This window comes from Moraxella sp. CTOTU47618, from assembly GCF_032017425.1.
Classification (GTDB): Bacteria; Pseudomonadota; Gammaproteobacteria; order Pseudomonadales; family Moraxellaceae; genus Faucicola; species Faucicola tetraodonis.
Map to the genome: position 1 here is coordinate 190457 of NZ_DALZPW010000003.1, position 15914 is coordinate 206370.

Here is a 15914-nt window from a genome sequence, read left to right on the forward strand (position 1 = left end):
CGAGTCGCGGACGATCCACCATATCCAAAGCCCTTATCGAATTGATAAGGGCTTTTTTATACCCTTGATTTTGTAACGCTATGATTTAGGCTAGCAGTTTAGGTTAGAAAAATAAAAATCACCTAGTTGAACTTATCTTTGATTGTATCAAATAGCTTACCTAACGTTTAGCAAAGAAAAAAGCCAAACCATTAAAGGGTTGGCTTTTGACAGCATCGCTGTCGGATGCTGTCGAGATAGGCTATGACTTTTAGTATAGCTTATTTTTGGTATGGGTAGTTAGGTGATGTACTTAATACATAGCCTGTTGCCCCGCCCGCTGCTGCACCGATTGCCGCAGCTTTACCGATGTCGTTACGGTTGCCATCTGATTTTGCCAGTGCACCTAATGCTGCACCCGCTACCGCGCCTTGCGTCGCCGCGCGAGAAGAGCCTTGGGTAGTGACGCGGTTGCCATAGGCATCAGTGGTTGCACACGCTGTCAATGCTGTTGAACCAACAAGTGTCGCAAGTACCGCAAGTGTTTTAAGTGATTTCATACTTTTCTCCAGTAGGGTTTCCATTTGCAAAAATGTCAGGTGCTTTTAGCAACTTACGGAAGTTATATTAGCGTAAATTTTTTACCCTATTGTTATGAATAAAGACTGATTTATACGTGTTTTGTAAGTAACCTTGCTATAATTTGGGCAACAAATAGCTTACTCAAGGTTGCGTTAACTTTTTCTACAATACCGCACATATATTAGGCATGATACGTGTTCAATAAATCGGTGAATTGCGCTTCAGTCACCACTTTCACCCCCAGTTTTTCAGCATTGGCAAGTTTACTGCCGGCTTTTTCGCCTGCGAGCAGTGCGGTGGTCTTGGCAGAAACGCTGCCTGAGACTTTTGCCCCTAATGCTTGCAGTTTGGCTTTGGCTTCGTCACGTCCCATGCTTTCAAGGGTGCCTGTAATGACCCAACTTTGACCTTTAAGCGGCTGATTACCTTCAGGCACTTGGCTGACAGGCTGCCAATGAATACCCGCTTGTAATAGTCGATTAATGACTTCGATATTGTGCTCGGCACGAAAAAACTCAAAAATCGAGTCTGCGGTTTTTTCACCGACATCGGGGGTTTTTTGTAACGCTTCAATACTCGCTGCCATGAGCGGCTGCAAGTCGCCAAATTGCATGGCTAAATTCATCGCCGTGCTCTCGCCTACGCCACCAATACCCAAGGCAAAGATAAACCGCGGTAAGGTCGTATCTTTACTTTTTTCAATGGCGGCTAGCATATTTTCGACAGATTTTTCCCCTAATTTTTCAAGGTTGATGAGCGCATCGCGGTGATTGTTAAGCGCATAAATATCTGCGACATTTTTAACAATACCTTGCTCAAAAAAGTTAATCAACCAGCGCTCACCAAGCCCGTCGATATCCATCGCTTTACGACTGACAAAGTGAATCAGCGCTTCTTGTTGCTGGGCTGGGCAAAATAGTCCGCCGGTGCATCGTGCCAGCGCTTCACCTTCTGGCATGATAACGGGTGAATCACACACCGGGCAATGCGTCGGCAGGCTCACCACTTGGGCATTGGCAGGGCGCTCGTCCGTCCAAACGCGCGTAACTTTGGGAATGACATCACCGGCACGGTGTACGCTGACCATGTCCCCTGCTCGAATGTCTAAACGCTGAATTTCACCGATATTATGCAGGGTCACATTGCTCACAGTGACGCCACCGACATTGACAGGTTCAAGTTTGCCCACAGGCGTCAACTGACCTGTGCGCCCAACTTGCCACTCAATCGCATTTAGACGCGTCATCACAGTTTCGGCAGGGAATTTATAGGCGGTTGCCCAGCGTGGTTCACGGCTTAAAGTGCCTAGTTGCTCTTGTAAGGCTAAACTATTGACCTTAATCACCGTGCCATCAATTTCAAAGGGTAAGCGACTGCGTTTTTCAATCACCGCTTGATAATACGCTTGCAGCTGCGCGGCTGTTTGCACGATTTTGATATCGCTAATGCTAAACCCCAACGCTTTTAGCCAAAAAAGCGCATCGGATTGGGTGGTAATCTCAGCGGGTAAGCCTTGATTGACGGAATAGGCATAAAACGCCAGTGGACGACTTTTGGCGATATTTGGGTCAAGTTGGCGCAAACTTCCCGCAGCGGCATTACGCGGATTGGCAAAGGTTTTCTCCCCTTTCGCCTGTGCATCACGATTGAGCTTGGCAAACCCTGCTTTGGGCATGAGTACTTCGCCGCGCACTTCTAGCCGTGGTATATCAATCGCCAGCTGCAGGGGTAGATTTCGAATAGTACGCACGTTTTGGGTAATATCTTCGCCCGTTTGACCATCGCCGCGCGTGACCGCTTGGATAAATTGCCCGTTTTGGTACAACAGTGAAACCGCAAGCCCGTCAAGTTTGAGCTCGACTTCATATTCGGGGTTTTGCTGATTGACTGCCAAACGGTCATTGACCCGTCGCATAAAGTTCTGTAAATCGTCAAAGGTAAATAAATTACCCAGTGACAGCATGGGTATTTGGTGGGTGACTTGGGTAAAAGATGGCAACGGCTTGTCGCCTACTTGGTTGGTAGGGCTGTCGCTTTGTACCAATTCAGGATGGGCGGTTTCTAATGCCACCAGTTCTTGGCGAAGTTGGTCGTATTCGCTATCTTCTAACAGCGGATTATCTAGGACGTAGTAAGCGTGGTTATGTTGTTTTAGCTGTGCAATGAGTTTGCGCATTTGCGCAGTAATGGCGGCTGTGTTCATAATCATGATGATTTAAAAAAGATAACGGATATTTTACAACAAAGTGAGGGCTTACTTGGTCAATTTTTTCCGTCAACAGGTCAGTCAAAACAATAAAACTTTTAACCATAAAAAAAGGCACTCACGAGGAGTACCTTGTTTTCATTTTAATAAAATCTATCGACCAAAATTAATGGCAAGCTCGCGCATGGCTTGGGTGTTTTCTTTGTTAATTGGCTCGCCTGTGTCGTCATATACCGTGGCATTTAAGTCATTGGCAAGCAATCCTGCGATACTCATCATGCTATCAAAGCCTTGAACAGGGCGTGGGTGTGGTAGTGATAAAAATAATACCAAGCCTTTCATGGTTTGCGTCGGTAGTCGATTGAGATCGAAAGGTGAAATACCTTCATTATCAATCATCATCAGACTAAACCACAATAAGCCTGTCCCGTCTTTGTTTTCGTAGCGATGGAACATATTCATCGCACCAAACTTCAAGCCATACTTGTCAATCAGCTCTAACAAATAATCGCCTTTAATGTCGACAAACTGCTGATTAGGAAAAATACTGATGTTGATATTTTGAATGGCGTTGTTGAGTGGGCTGTTTTGTTCTTCGTCAATTTGCGCTTGGATATGGGTGTCTAAAATTGGGCTGTTATCGGTAAAGCTGTCTTTTTTTAGCTGATTTTCATCGAAAGTATGCACAACCGGGGTGATAGTCTCTGTGGCATTAGCAAGCATGCTAAAAGCGTCGTTTTCGTTTTCCACAAATGTATGGGTTTCTGCCAATAATTTGTCGTTGGCAGATTTAGTAGCATTGGCATTGGCATTGGCAAAACCGCCATTGGCTGGATAGTTGTCTAGGTGTAACTCGGTATCGTCCGCGCTTAGCTTTACTTCGCCTTTAGGATTGTCAGGTGTGATTTCCGCTTTAAATAACTGGCTTTCTTGGGGCTCAGGACGCTGATGGCGTGGAATAATAGGTAGACCATCTTTGTCATGTTCAATCGCGTCAGTCGCTAATACATCTTGGTTTTTTTGACGAATGGATTTTAGTAGCGTGTAAATACCCCAAACGATAGCAACAACCGCAAGAATGATAAGAATAAGCTGAGTGATAGACATAAACAACGACCTTTGAGAAAGACGATAACGACCCTGTTTGTAGTGTAAAAATTTTTACATCGGTATTTTTGCCGTTATACTATCATGACTTCATAAAATCAGCTAGAAAAAACCGTGACAAGGCTTGACTTTTTGCGTATTTGACAGGTGAAAATCGCTTATGCCAAATAAGCTTCCACCTCAGTCATATCGACACTGACCAACTTGGACACGCCCGCCGTTGGCATGGTCACACCTTTGAGCTCATCGGCAATTTGCATGGCAAGTTTGTTATGACTGATAAAAACAAACTGTACGTCTTTGGCAAGCTGCTCAATTAAGCGGGTAAAGCGCGCGACATTGGCATCATCGAGCGGCGCATCGACTTCATCGAGCACACAAAATGGCGCGGGCTGCTGTTTAAAAATCGCAAAGATTAAACTTAGCGCCGTTAAGGTCTTCTCCCCTCCCGATAACAGCGCTAGCCGGCTGTTCTTTTTGCCTTTCGGCTGCGCCATCAGCTCTAGCCCTGACTGCCAGCCTTTACCGCTGCCATCTTTGACATTGGTATGGTCTGATAACACCAGCTGCGCTTGCCCGCCGCCGAACACTTGGGTAAATAGCTTGTTAAGTTCGATATTGACTTGGGTCAACATATCCATAAAAAGCTGTTTGGTCTGACTGTCAATCTGCTGGATAGCAAGTTGCAATTTGTCAATGCTTGCGGTCAAATCCGAGATTTGCTCAGCAAGGGGCGCCAATCGGCTGTTCACTTCACTGAGCTCAGCTACTGCGGCATGATTGACTGCCCCAAGATTAACCACCTGTGATGCTAACTGATCGAGTTGTCGTTGTAGTTGCTCGCGTTTGCTGCTACCCATTAACTCAATATTGTCGGTTTTTGGCACGGCGATTTTGCGACTAGTCAATTGCTCACCAATCAATGCCACGTTTTGCTTGGCTAGTGCCCATGCGGTGTCGGTGGTGTGGTATTGCTGTTGTAGTTGGCTCAACTGCTGCTGAGACTCTTGCACACCCAATTGCGCTTGATGTAGCTCGGTTTCCATGGTTTGCAAGGTGATTGTCAATTGCGTAACGCTGTCATTGACGGTTTGCAGTTGCGTCGAGTCCACCGTGAGTTGCTGTTGTAGCTGTGGCAAGCGTGCCTTGTGCTCGCTAATTTTATGACTCAGCAGCTGCTGCTCACTGGTGAATCTTGCTTGGTCTTGGCAAGCTTTGGCAAGTTGCTGCTCACTTGCGGTGATTTGCAATTGTCCGGTTGCCAGTGTTTGGGTGATGCGATTTTGTTGTTGTTCTAGCTCGCGCTGTTGACTGGCAAACTGGTTTAAGCGTTCATCGAGTAACTGGCGTTCGCTGATTTGTTGCTGTAATTGCGGTTGTAAATGCGAAAGCGTGTTGCTTAGCTCATAAACCCGCTGTTGCTCTTGCTGCAATTTGTCCGCAAAACCTAGCCCCTCTTGTTGTAGACGCTCGCTGTCACTGTCGAGGCGTTTTTTATCTTGCGTAAGTTTATCGAGTGCGGATTGATAGTGATACTGCTGTTGTAGTTTTCGTTGCTGGCATTGCTGTTGTTGCTGGGTTAGGCTTAGCAGTTGATTACGCGCGGTTCGGTCTTGCGCTTGCCATTCTTGCAGACTAACCTTCGCTTGTTGCAAGCGATTGGCTAGACGCTGCAGTTGCGGTTGTTGCTGCGCTAAGTGTTCATCAAGCTCTTCAATACGGGCTTCATTCATCAACTGCTGGCTAAAACTGATAACCTGCTGACCCTCAGCTTGCAACAAATGGCTTAGGTTAATCAGCAGCTGCTGATTACAGAGTATCAGCTGTTGCGCTGATGTCTGCACCAGCAACCAATCGCCCGTTGGTAAGTTATCGAGCAGCCCTTTATCCTGCACATCTGCCCAGTCAAGTGGCGTCGCACTGATCCAAACCTGCTGAAAAATAGCCAGATTGGGCGCCGCAATCAAAGCAGACAGTGGCAAACAACCTTCTATTAGATGACTGTTCGCTGGGTTATTTTTCGATGGGTGATGTAAAGTTGGTTTATTATCAATAAACAGCGCATGGTCTTGGATGATTTGGGCAAAATCTTGGTCAGCCGCGATAGACCATTTGGCAAATACCGTAACTAGGGTATCAAAAATATTGGCATATCCCTTACCTGTTTCGGTCAATTGCAGTTGACTGATAAGTTTTGGCAAACTGCTATTATTTTCTTGATTGGGTGACTGGTGGATAACTTGGGCAAGGGCAGTTTCTTGTTGTGCTAGCAAATTTTGTAGTGTCGCGTGCTCGGTTTGCCACGCTTGGTACTGCTGCTCAGCTTGGCGATGCTGACGGGTTAAGCTGTCAACTTCATCGGCTTGGTCAGCGATAGACTCTTGACGGGCGATAATATTGGCTTCAAGACGTTCAATCTCATCACTGAGTCTGGTCATTTGCGTGTCTAGTTCGTTATTCTCAAACGCTGCAAATTGCTGGTCAAATGTGGCCTTAGCAGTCTGCCATGCCAATACGGCTTTGTCATGTTCGCTTTGGCGTTGTTGTTGGCGCTGTTGTTGGCTGGCATGGTGTTTGAGGGCATTTTCACTGACGGCAAGATTTTTTTCTACGTCTTGCTTTTGCTTATTTAACGCCACTAAATTTTTCGCAATTTGCTCACGCTGCTGTTTGCAATCATCTTGTTCATCACGCAATTGGCGCAACTGTGCGGTGAGCTGTTCAAGCTTTGCAGGTAAGCCTTCAATACGCGTTTGCGCTTGCTGTTTTTGTGCTTGCAACTCTTGTTGATACGCTGCAAAACGCTCCAGCTCAACATTGAGGACATTTAGGCGTTGTTGGTCATTGGCAAGGGCTTGTTCAGCTTGTTTCAGTAGACTTTGCGTTTCATGCTGCTGCTGCCAATAATCCTTAGCAAGATTTTGCTGGGTTTGTAGAGTCTGCTGTTGCTCAGTCAGAGCTTGCTGGGCAAGTTGCTGCTGCTCGATTAATCCTTCAATGAATACTTGCTGGGCATCCACGCGTTCACGCATCGCCTTAAAATCTGCCGCGAGTGTTTGCTGTTTTTGCAATGCCCTCCCATAGTCATCAATGAGTAGCTGTTCACTGATCGCCTGCTGCGCTTGTTGCCATTGCTGCGCTTGTTGTGCCGTTTTGGCTTGTTTTTCTAGGCGTTTTTGTTGGCTGGTCAGTTCGCTGACCATATCCTGTAGCCGCGCTAAATTATCGCTTGCGGTATCGAGCTGTTTTTGGGTGTCATCACGCCGGCTTTGGTAGCGCGACACACCCGACGCCTCTTCGATAAACTCTCGTAGCTGCAACGCATTGGCATCAATGATGCGCCCTATCATACCTTGCTCAATCACCGCATACGAGCGCGCGCCAAGACCTGTGCCCAAAAAAATATCAACCACATCGCGGCGACGCACTTTGGTGCCATTGATAAAGTAATCGGATTTGCCTTCTTTATTGATTTGCCGGCGTACCGATAATTCTTGATACAGATTAAGCGCGTGGTGGATGCCGCTGCTACCATCTTCGCCGCGGGTATGTTCAAACACCAATTCCACGCTTGCCAAGCTTTTGGCGGACTTATCTTGCGTGCCGGCAAAAATGACATCACTCATCGCGCCGCCGCGAAGCTGCTTGGCGGAGGATTCGCCCAACACCCAGCGGATGGCATCAATCACATTGGATTTGCCGCAGCCGTTGGGTCCGACAATCGCGGTGATGGTTTTGGGGAAATGAAACGTTGTAGGATTGGCAAAGGATTTAAAGCCTGCCAGTTTGAGCTGTTTTAACCGCATGTTGCTAGAGTGTAGGTATCAAAAAAAGGCGCTTATTTTAGCAAAATTTTAGCGATTATTCATTAAATCTATGCTGACTTGATCTATGCTGAATTGGTACACAGAAATCAGGCTAAACTTACTAAACCCTTAAGCTGATAAATCTGCCATAGCATAAAAAAAAGCATAAAAAAAAACCGCTAAGTGGATTAGCGGTTTTATCAATCATGTTTTCGCCACTATTATTTTGCCGGTGACGCAGTAGCAGTCGCGGTATTTGCCGTTGCAGTCGCGGTATTGGCAGGTACAGAAGCGGTTGTGGTGGTCGTTGTCGTCGTGGTAGTGGTTTCAGTTTTGGCTTCTTCTTTTTTACCACAACCCACAAGGCTGACGACCGTCACTAATGCGATTAATAATTTATTCATAGTTTTCTCCAAAAATGGTTAATGTAATCATCCATCTGATAACTTGATAGTCCGATAACTATATGATCCCAATAACTATATCACTAAATCAATCAGTATCACTGGGCTAATCAGTTTATAAAATCTCAACTTAATTTTATCAAGACGTCATGGCATTTTATGAGTTTTCTGACCGTTTGGATAGCGGCTGTGACGATTTTTTTAAGGGTTTTGTGTAAATATTTATGCGTATCACCAGTCAATACGCCCAATACACTAAATTTTACCCATGCGATTATGTGTTACAATGATTATTAAAAATCAACCATTAAAATTTAATCGCTAAAAATTTTTAAAAGAACTATTGCTATGTCTATGCTGCTCTCCTCACCCAATGTTCAAGCCGTTCGCGCTTATTTACTTGATTTACAAGACCGTATTTGCCAAGCGCTAGAACACCAAGAAGCCACTGGCGGGTTTAATTTATATGCTGAAGGTGCCAGCAATGCCAAATTTGTCGCTGATGTTTGGGAGAGACCCACTGAGCAAGGCACTCATCAAAATTTGGGCGGTGGTCGCTCCAATGTACTTCAAGGCGGCAAAGTGATCGAAAAAGGCGGGGTGATGTTTAGCCACATTGTTATCAACCATCTGCCAGCCACTGCCACCGCTCGCCACCCTGAACTTGCCGGTCGCCAAGCGCAAGCACTCGGTGTCTCGCTGGTGATTCATCCGACCAATCCCAACGTGCCAACCAGTCATGCCAACGTGCGCATGTTTATCGCGGAAAAAGAAGGCTACGAGCCGATTTGGTGGTTTGGTGGTGGCTTTGATTTGACACCGTTTTATCCCGTGATGGAAGACTGTGTGCATTGGCACCAAGTGTGTCATGATTTGTGCGCGCCGTTTGGGAGTGACGTTTATCCCAAGTTTAAGACTTGGTGCGATGAGTATTTTTATTTAAAGCATCGTAACGAACAACGCGGCATTGGCGGCTTGTTTTATGATGATTTGAACACGCTTAGCATGGGCTGGGATTTTGATAAGTGCTTTGCGTTTATGCAGGCGGTAGGCAATGGCTACCTTAAAGGTATTATCCCGATTTTTGAGAAACGCAAACACACGCGCTATACCGAGCCGCAGCGTAATTTTCAGTTGTACCGTCGCGGTCGCTATGTCGAATACAATCTGGTGTATGACCGCGGTACTTTGTTTGGCCTACAATCAAACGGTCGCATTGAGTCGATTTTGGTCAGTCTGCCGCCGCTCACCGGCTGGGAATATCGTTATGAGCCTCTCGCAGGAACGCCTGAATTTGAACTCACGGATTTTTATCTAAAACCCAGAGATTGGCTAAACCTCAAAGCTTAACAAAACGCAATCTTAATAAAACACCATAAAAAAGGGCAATCACAGTTGCCCTTTTTTTCATGGGCGATTAACCCATTAAGTTTGGTTGTACGATTTCTATCCAGTAACCATCTGGATCCAAGATGAAGGCAATATCTTTCATCGTACCTTCTTCAGGGCGTTTTTTGAAGGTGACTTGATGTTGCTCAAACCAAGCAACCGCTTCTTGCAGATTTGGCACGGCAAAACAAATATGCCCAAATCCTTGTGGTTCGCTGTTGCCACTGTGATAGTGAAACTCTGCATCAGACTCCGTGCCATAATTATGGGTCAATTCTAGCACCCCTGGCTGACTAAAGGTAAATGCTGCTAGCGCGGCAGTATCGGTCGGCAAATTTGCCACCTGTTCATCGGTAAGCTTTGCCAAAAAATACAAATCAAATTCCGCTTGTGGATAGCGTTTGGTTTGTAGTAGCGTCATGCCTAATACATCTTGATAAAAAGCCAAAGACACTTGCGGGTCTTTCACCCTAAGCATGGTGTGATTAAAGATAAACCCATTGGTAGCGGACAAGTTTGACATAGTGATCCTTATTGTAATATGCCTCTAAAAGAAAAAACCTTAAAAGAAAAAGACGTTGACTAAACGTCATTAATAACGACAGTTTGCCAAAAATTCAATACTGTTTAATTTTAATTAACTTTTGGGTAAAAATATAGCCGTCATTTCTCATAACATCATGGCTAATAACATTGCACTTAGGTAAGTTGCTCAATTCAATATTCGCTATTCACTATTCGCTACTCAATAAATGTCACTTTACCCGTGTCCAAATCATACACCGCCCCAACAATAATTAAGCTACCATTATTAACCGCATCTTCAAGAATACGAGAGCCGTGTTTGAGCTGGGTGACTGACATACGCACGTTGGCTTTAATACCCCGATTAATCAACTCTTGCGCGTCAATGTCTTGTCCATTGGCGGTATAAATTTCATGCAAGTTATAAACACTGGGACGAATCCGGTCAACAATCGAACGTAAATTGGGGGAAAACTGCTGGTCAGGATTGATCAGTGTCTCCACACAAGCCGTCACCGCACCACAATGTGAATGACCCAACACCACGACTAACTTGGTACCGAATTTTTCAGCGGCGAACTCAACCGAGCCAATCTGAGACGGCGCGACTACGTTACCTGCTACACGAATGACGAATAAATCGCCCAAACCTTGATCAAAGACAATCTCAGCAGGGACGCGCGCATCAGAACAACCCAAAATAATCGCAAAAGGTTCATGCACATGGGTGAGCGCATTAGACGCTAGCAAGGTTGATTGGGGGTTTTGCAAATTCTCTACGAATCGTGCGTTGCCTTGTTTGAGCATCTCGAGCGCTTGCTCGGCAGTTTCTGGACGCGGTAAGTGACTGTTTGGCATTTGGTTTTCTCCTTTCACCCTATGATAATAACGAACTTTGTGATGATATAAAACGCGATATTTTTTATCAATTCAAACTTTTTAAAACTCAAAATTTTTTTCAAGACGGTTGTATAGCTACTATAATACCTCATCGCCTGCCACAGCAATATGCCCATCGGCTATTTGGTTCTTGACTTCCTCCCCTTGCTAAAGCAAGGGGATTCCTTCTACAAGACGGTCAAGCCCGACCGCAAGAATGTTCTTACTGGCATTGATATCTCTATCATGCCATGTGCCACACGAAGCACATATCCATTCTCTTATTCCAAGCGATTTTCTACCTTTCGGACTATTGGCGGTGATTTCACCGCAACACGAACATCGCTGGGTCGTGTATTTCTCATTCACGATTTCAAAACGGCAACCTGCGTTCTCGCATTTGTAGGTCAGTTGTCGTTTCAGTTCAAACCAGCCTGCATCGTAAACCGATTTGGCGAGTTTGCCTTTTTTACTATTAAATTGATTACTCTGAATATCACCGACCACGATTAGGGCATTGTCTTTGACTAATTGGGTGGTGAATTTATGTATCAGGTCTTGGCGTGTGTTTTTGATTTTGGCATGGATCGCTTTGACACGCTGTTTGTTTTTGGCACGTTGAGCAATGGCTAAATCTTTGGCATATTTGAGCGTTTGCTTGATGGTGAGTTTGTCACCGCTTGAGGTAGTGGCACTGTCTTTAAGTCCTAAGTCAATGCCTACGCTACCCGTTCCGCATTGTGTCTTGGGGTAGTCTTTGACGGTGATACAGGCATACCAACGGTTACGGCTGTCTTGGACAATTTCCAGCGTGTTGATTTGATATAGGCTAAGGTTGTAGCTGTCCCATAGGTCAATGACTAGTTTTTGCCCTTTGGCTAAACTAAGCTGTAAGGTGGATTTTAAGCCTTTTTTACCTGTGTGGTGTGTGGCGATGTGTTTGATGGCAGATTGTTTAAACGGTAGCCAGCCTAATGATTTACGTTTTGAATTTGGGTTGTTGGTTCGCCAGTTTAGTTTGGCTTTTTTGAATTGTTTTCTAGCTTTGGCGTGGGTTTCGTTGATGGCTTGAATGGTTTGCGAGTGTAACCCCAGTAATTCACCGCTACCTTTGGTGTATTCGTTTAGGTCGTAGGCTGAAAGGAATTTGCCAGTTTTTTGTAGGTGCTTGTAACTCAAGTCATTGACGTAGTTCCATACGAAATTGACCGAACCGCTTAGGCGGTTGAGTTTATCAGTATGTTTGTCTCGTATGCGTAGCTTGAGTGTTTTCATGCAAATTATTTTAGCAAAATTTATGCAAGCGTTATAGTGTATGAGTTGCCTTATATCCACCGCCTAAAGTCGGTGGTTTTACGGCAATGGCTGATAAAGACTGAGCGCGTCGATGGCAGTCGGACGTTGGCTGATGGCAGCCAAGTTTTTTAATGGATACGCCTTACGCTGCTGTTTGCCAAGCGCAATACTATCTGCTTGGGTTAGTAGCTTGCCTTGGTAGCGATGGCGCGTCAAATCCACACACTGAGCATGCTGTAAGGATTTGGGTAAAGCGATAGCGATGGGCAGCGCGGCTGTTGTGTCCGTTGTTGTTTTTTTGGTGGTTGTTTCTTTAGCGTCTGGTTTTTTTGCGGGTATTTTTTTAGCCGTGGTTTGAGAAGCCGTATTGTTTGCACCTGTTTGACTGGTTGTTGTTTGAGTGGCTGTTGTTTGAGTCGCTGGGTTTTGAGGCTTTTTTTTGCTAGGCATGGCGTGTCTCTTCAATATTCAATCGGTCACTGGCTAAATTATCATCACATAAAAGTCGTTCAAGCTTGCTATTTTAATGGCTTTGGTAAAAAGTTACGTTGCTTATTTGTGCCAAATCAACCCCTTATTAGCCACTAAAATTAGTCACTAATTAGCCACTAAAATTTTATGAACAGTAGGTGAATTTTCAGTAACATTTTTTAATTTTAGCCGTTATACTGAACGCAACTTTTAACTGTATTTTCACAGGTGAAACTATCGAAAAACTCTGTATTTATGTTGTCATGCTGATTGCTTGACCCGAGCATAAATATGCCATTTTAGCCCGCTATTTTAGCCTTGCCGTGAGATTGTGCTTATGTCTGCATCAACAACGTCCGCATCAACGCCACAAACCACCCTAAACGCACCATCAGCTATGCCTGATAGCGCCCAGCCGACCAACCAAAAACCGGTACTACTACAAATCCGTCATTTATCCAAATCTTATGGCGATACCCAAATTTTGCAAAATATTAATCTAGATATTTATGACGGGGAGTTTTTGACGCTGCTGGGTCCTTCTGGCTGTGGCAAAACTACCCTACTACGCTTGATTGGCGGATTTGAGCTACCCAATGCCGGTAGTTTGCAGTTAGAAGGGGTTGATATTGCAGGCTTACCTGCGGAAAAACGTCCGATTAATACGGTATTTCAGCAGTATGCCCTGTTTCCGCACATGAATGTGTACGACAATATCGCTTATGGACTAAAACTTAAAGGCGTGCCCAAAACCGAAATCGACCAGCGAGTGCGTGAAGCGCTGGCAATGGTGCAACTTGACCATACCATCAATCGTCGTCCGCAAGATTTGTCGGGAGGTCAGCAGCAGCGTATCGCCATCGCCCGTGCCGTGGTGAATCGCCCAAAAATGCTGCTACTTGATGAACCTCTATCAGCGCTCGATGCCAAACTACGTGAGCAAATGCAATCAGAACTCAAACGCTTGCAGCGTGAACTGGGTATTACTTTTGTATTCGTGACCCACGACCAACAAGAAGCCTTGTCGATGTCTGACCGGATTGCCGTCATGAAAAACGGCGTATTCCAGCAAATTGATACGCCCATTGGTATCTATGAATCGCCTGCCAATTTATTTACCGCAAGCTTTATTGGTGAAACCAACTTGTTTAAAGGTAACGTGCTAGAGGTCAATCCAGCCACCATCAAAGTGGAAGTGGTCGAGCAAAATGACGGCTTTCATCCGATTCGTGAATTGCCCCGTCCAAAATTTGACGTGCAAGTCGGTCAAAGTGTCAATTTACTGCTGCGTCCTGAAGATATCCGCGTGTACTACACCCATGAAGGTCATGAAGGTTTAATAGGCAACGTGGTAGACAGTGCTTATAAAGGCAGCACATTAGATTCTGTGATTCGATTAAAAAACGGTAATATCGTCAAAACGTCAGAGTACTTTAACGAAGACGATCCGAATTTTAACTATAAACTGGGTCAAGAAGTGCGTATTGACTGGGTCGATGGTTGGGAGTGGATTTTGCCAGATGAATAATACTACCTCACCTTCGACCTCTAGTGTTTCGGCTGCTACCGCGCCTGCCGCTGTTATGACAAAACAAGGCGGGCGCGGCTTTCAGCGTGCGACCCTGTTTGTGATTTGGGCATGGTTGATTATTTTTGCCCTGATTCCCAATATCTTGGTGATTGCCGCCAGTTTTTTGACCCGGGATGAAGATAAGTTTTTAACACTGCCGGTCACCATGGGCAACTATATTCGATTGATTGATCCGCTTTATTTAAAAGTGTTTTTGCATTCGCTGTCGATGGCAGGGATGACGACGATTATCTGTTTGCTACTCGGTTATCCATTTGCCTACCTGGTCAGTAAAGCCGATAAAAAATGGCAGTCACTGTTGATGTTATTGCTAGTGATTCCGTTTTGGACCAACTCATTGGTGCGTCTGTATGCGGTGAAACTCATTATGGCGGCCAATGGTCTACTTAGCACCATGCTGATTAACCTTGGGCTTATCAACGAACCACTGCAAATTTTATATACCCAAAAAGCGGTGATTGGCGGTTTGGTGTATTTGCTGTTTCCGTTTATGGTACTACCCCTGTATGCGGTATTTGTGGATTTGCGTGACGATTATATTTTGGCATCCAAAGATTTGGGCGCTAACAAGCTACAAACCTTTTGGTACGTGATTTTGCCGCTGACTACACCAGGGATTATTTCAGGGGTATTGTTGGTGCTGTTGCCTGCCATGGGCATGTTTTATGTGGCGGATATCTTGGGCGGTTCACGCAACTTGCTGGTGGGTAATATCATCAAATCGCAGTTTTTGGATGCCCGTGACTGGCCATTTGGTGCCGCGGCGTCCGTACTATTGACGCTTGCCATGGCATTGCTGATTATCGCGTATCGAGCCAGTAGCAAACGCATTGGCAAAACTGACTACAACGAAGTGGCATAAGGGGGACGCTATGTCTAATACTATAAAATGGCTGTCTCGCCTGTATTTGACCATCGTATATCTGCTGATGTTCTCGCCGATTGCGGTGATGGTAATCTTCTCGTTTAATGCCTCAAAAGTCGGCTATCAATGGGGCGGTTTTAGTACCCATTGGTACAGCGAGTTATTTAGTAATGCCGCGATGGTACAAGCTGCCATCAACTCGGTCATATTGGCGGTAGTGGCTGCGACGATTTCCACTGCGATTGGCGGTTTGACGGCGTTAGCGTTACAACGTTATGACTTTAAAGGTAAATCGATACTACAAAGCTTGCTATTTGTGCTGATGATGTCGCCTGAGATTGTCTTGGCGATTTCGCTATTGGCGTTATTTTTGATTGTGGGGATACAGCTGGGTTTTGTGACGTTGCTAATTGCGCACATTACCTTTTGTCTGCCCTTTGTGGTGATTACGGTGACTGCGCGTCTATCTAGCCTCGACACCCGCGTATTGGAAGCAGCGCGTGATTTGGGTGCCAATGAATTTACCATGATTCGTACCGTGCTTGTACCGATTATTTTGCCTGCGATTTTGGCGGGCTGGGTACTTGCCTTTACCTTATCGCTTGATGATGTGGTGGTATCTACGTTCAATACAGGACCTGAGTTTGAGATTTTACCATTACAGATTTATTCGATGGTGCGTGTTGGGGTAAAGCCTGAAGTCAACGCCGTAGGCACAATCTTGCTAGCAATCTCGCTACTGGGTCTGATTATCTCGCAATTATTACTTGCCAAAAAGTCGATGAATCTACCATCGACCCAAAAACGTTAAGGA

General features: G+C 45.3%; 13 protein-coding genes and 1 tRNA gene (1 of these 14 cut by a window edge). 5 read left to right on the forward strand and 9 right to left on the reverse strand.

All coding sequences use genetic code 11. The features are described from left to right. Positions 1-21, forward strand: a tRNA-Lys gene (locus RTS09_RS04470); it begins 155 nt to the left of the window's first position. Positions 22-260: 239 nt separating this feature from the next. Here RTS09_RS04470 and RTS09_RS04475 read toward each other — a convergent pair. The 5 genes from RTS09_RS04475 to RTS09_RS04495 all read right to left on the reverse strand — a co-directional run bounded on the left by RTS09_RS04475 (position 261) and on the right by RTS09_RS04495 (position 8084). Continuing rightward, a complete protein-coding gene (locus tag RTS09_RS04475) occupies positions 261-539 on the reverse strand; it encodes a lipoprotein (RefSeq protein ID WP_007115896.1) in 279 nt (92 codons plus the stop codon). A gap of 203 nt (positions 540-742) precedes the next feature. Beyond that, a complete protein-coding gene (gene ligA, locus RTS09_RS04480; RefSeq protein WP_312534725.1) occupies positions 743-2764 on the reverse strand; it encodes an NAD-dependent DNA ligase LigA in 2022 nt (673 codons plus the stop codon). A gap of 156 nt (positions 2765-2920) precedes the next feature. Further along, a complete protein-coding gene (locus RTS09_RS04485) occupies positions 2921-3874 on the reverse strand; it encodes a cell division protein ZipA C-terminal FtsZ-binding domain-containing protein (RefSeq protein ID WP_312534676.1) in 954 nt (317 codons plus the stop codon). A gap of 158 nt (positions 3875-4032) precedes the next feature. After that, a complete protein-coding gene (locus RTS09_RS04490) occupies positions 4033-7680 on the reverse strand; it encodes an AAA family ATPase (RefSeq protein WP_312534679.1) in 3648 nt (1215 codons plus the stop codon). Between the two features lie 221 nt (positions 7681-7901). Next, positions 7902-8084 (reverse strand): hypothetical protein, encoded by a 183-nt coding sequence (locus tag RTS09_RS04495; protein ID WP_065253002.1) that lies wholly within the window; start codon positions 8082-8084, stop codon positions 7902-7904. Positions 8085-8438: 354 nt separating this feature from the next. Here RTS09_RS04495 and hemF point away from each other — a divergent pair, with 354 nt between their 5' ends. After that, complete coding sequence (gene hemF / locus RTS09_RS04500; RefSeq protein WP_312534727.1) at positions 8439-9434, forward strand: oxygen-dependent coproporphyrinogen oxidase; 996 nt, start codon at positions 8439-8441, stop codon at positions 9432-9434. A 67-nt stretch (positions 9435-9501) separates the two neighbouring features. Here hemF and gloA read toward each other — a convergent pair whose 3' ends face one another. From gloA to RTS09_RS04520, 4 genes are all read right to left on the reverse strand, one after another. Next, positions 9502-9996, reverse strand: a complete 495-nt coding sequence (gene gloA, locus RTS09_RS04505) for a lactoylglutathione lyase (protein ID WP_065264285.1) — start codon at positions 9994-9996, stop codon at positions 9502-9504. Positions 9997-10214: 218 nt separating this feature from the next. Further along, positions 10215-10856 (reverse strand): carbonic anhydrase, encoded by a 642-nt coding sequence (locus RTS09_RS04510; protein WP_284035249.1) that lies wholly within the window; start codon positions 10854-10856, stop codon positions 10215-10217. Between the two features lie 189 nt (positions 10857-11045). Further along, on the reverse strand, positions 11046-12152 hold the full coding sequence (locus RTS09_RS04515; protein WP_312534684.1) for an RNA-guided endonuclease InsQ/TnpB family protein: 1107 nt from the start codon (positions 12150-12152) through the stop codon (positions 11046-11048). Positions 12153-12230: 78 nt separating this feature from the next. Then, positions 12231-12623, reverse strand: a complete 393-nt coding sequence (locus RTS09_RS04520; RefSeq protein ID WP_177343746.1) for a hypothetical protein — start codon at positions 12621-12623, stop codon at positions 12231-12233. A gap of 358 nt (positions 12624-12981) precedes the next feature. Between RTS09_RS04520 and potA the strand changes: the two genes are divergently transcribed. From potA to potC, 3 genes are read left to right on the forward strand one after another with little or no spacing between them, the layout of a single operon-like run. Further along, a complete protein-coding gene (potA, locus tag RTS09_RS04525; protein ID WP_409418371.1) occupies positions 12982-14172 on the forward strand; it encodes a spermidine/putrescine ABC transporter ATP-binding protein PotA in 1191 nt (396 codons plus the stop codon). Positions 14173-14227: 55 nt separating this feature from the next. Then, entirely contained in the window at positions 14228-15097 is an 870-nt protein-coding gene (potB, locus tag RTS09_RS04530; protein WP_312534732.1) for a spermidine/putrescine ABC transporter permease PotB, read from the forward strand. Positions 15098-15107: 10 nt separating this feature from the next. Continuing rightward, on the forward strand, positions 15108-15911 hold the full coding sequence (gene potC, locus RTS09_RS04535) for a spermidine/putrescine ABC transporter permease PotC (RefSeq protein ID WP_076773925.1): 804 nt from the start codon (positions 15108-15110) through the stop codon (positions 15909-15911). The last annotated feature ends 3 nt before the right edge of the window (positions 15912-15914 follow it).

Coding starts and splice junctions, on each gene's coding strand:
- RTS09_RS04475 (WP_007115896.1), bottom strand. CDS start 539: ATGAAATCACTTAAAACACTTGCGGTACTTGCGACACTTGTTGGTTCA.
- ligA (WP_312534725.1), bottom strand. CDS start 2,764: ATGAACACAGCCGCCATTACTGCGCAAATGCGCAAACTCATTGCACAG.
- RTS09_RS04485 (WP_312534676.1), bottom strand. CDS start 3,874: ATGTCTATCACTCAGCTTATTCTTATCATTCTTGCGGTTGTTGCTATC.
- RTS09_RS04490 (WP_312534679.1), bottom strand. CDS start 7,680: ATGCGGTTAAAACAGCTCAAACTGGCAGGCTTTAAATCCTTTGCCAAT.
- RTS09_RS04495 (WP_065253002.1), bottom strand. CDS start 8,084: ATGAATAAATTATTAATCGCATTAGTGACGGTCGTCAGCCTTGTGGGT.
- hemF (WP_312534727.1), top strand. CDS start 8,439: ATGCTGCTCTCCTCACCCAATGTTCAAGCCGTTCGCGCTTATTTACTT.
- gloA (WP_065264285.1), bottom strand. CDS start 9,996: ATGTCAAACTTGTCCGCTACCAATGGGTTTATCTTTAATCACACCATG.
- RTS09_RS04510 (WP_284035249.1), bottom strand. CDS start 10,856: ATGCCAAACAGTCACTTACCGCGTCCAGAAACTGCCGAGCAAGCGCTC.
- RTS09_RS04515 (WP_312534684.1), bottom strand. CDS start 12,152: ATGAAAACACTCAAGCTACGCATACGAGACAAACATACTGATAAACTC.
- RTS09_RS04520 (WP_177343746.1), bottom strand. CDS start 12,623: ATGCCTAGCAAAAAAAAGCCTCAAAACCCAGCGACTCAAACAACAGCC.
- potA (WP_409418371.1), top strand. CDS start 12,982: ATGTCTGCATCAACAACGTCCGCATCAACGCCACAAACCACCCTAAAC.
- potB (WP_312534732.1), top strand. CDS start 14,228: ATGACAAAACAAGGCGGGCGCGGCTTTCAGCGTGCGACCCTGTTTGTG.
- potC (WP_076773925.1), top strand. CDS start 15,108: ATGTCTAATACTATAAAATGGCTGTCTCGCCTGTATTTGACCATCGTA.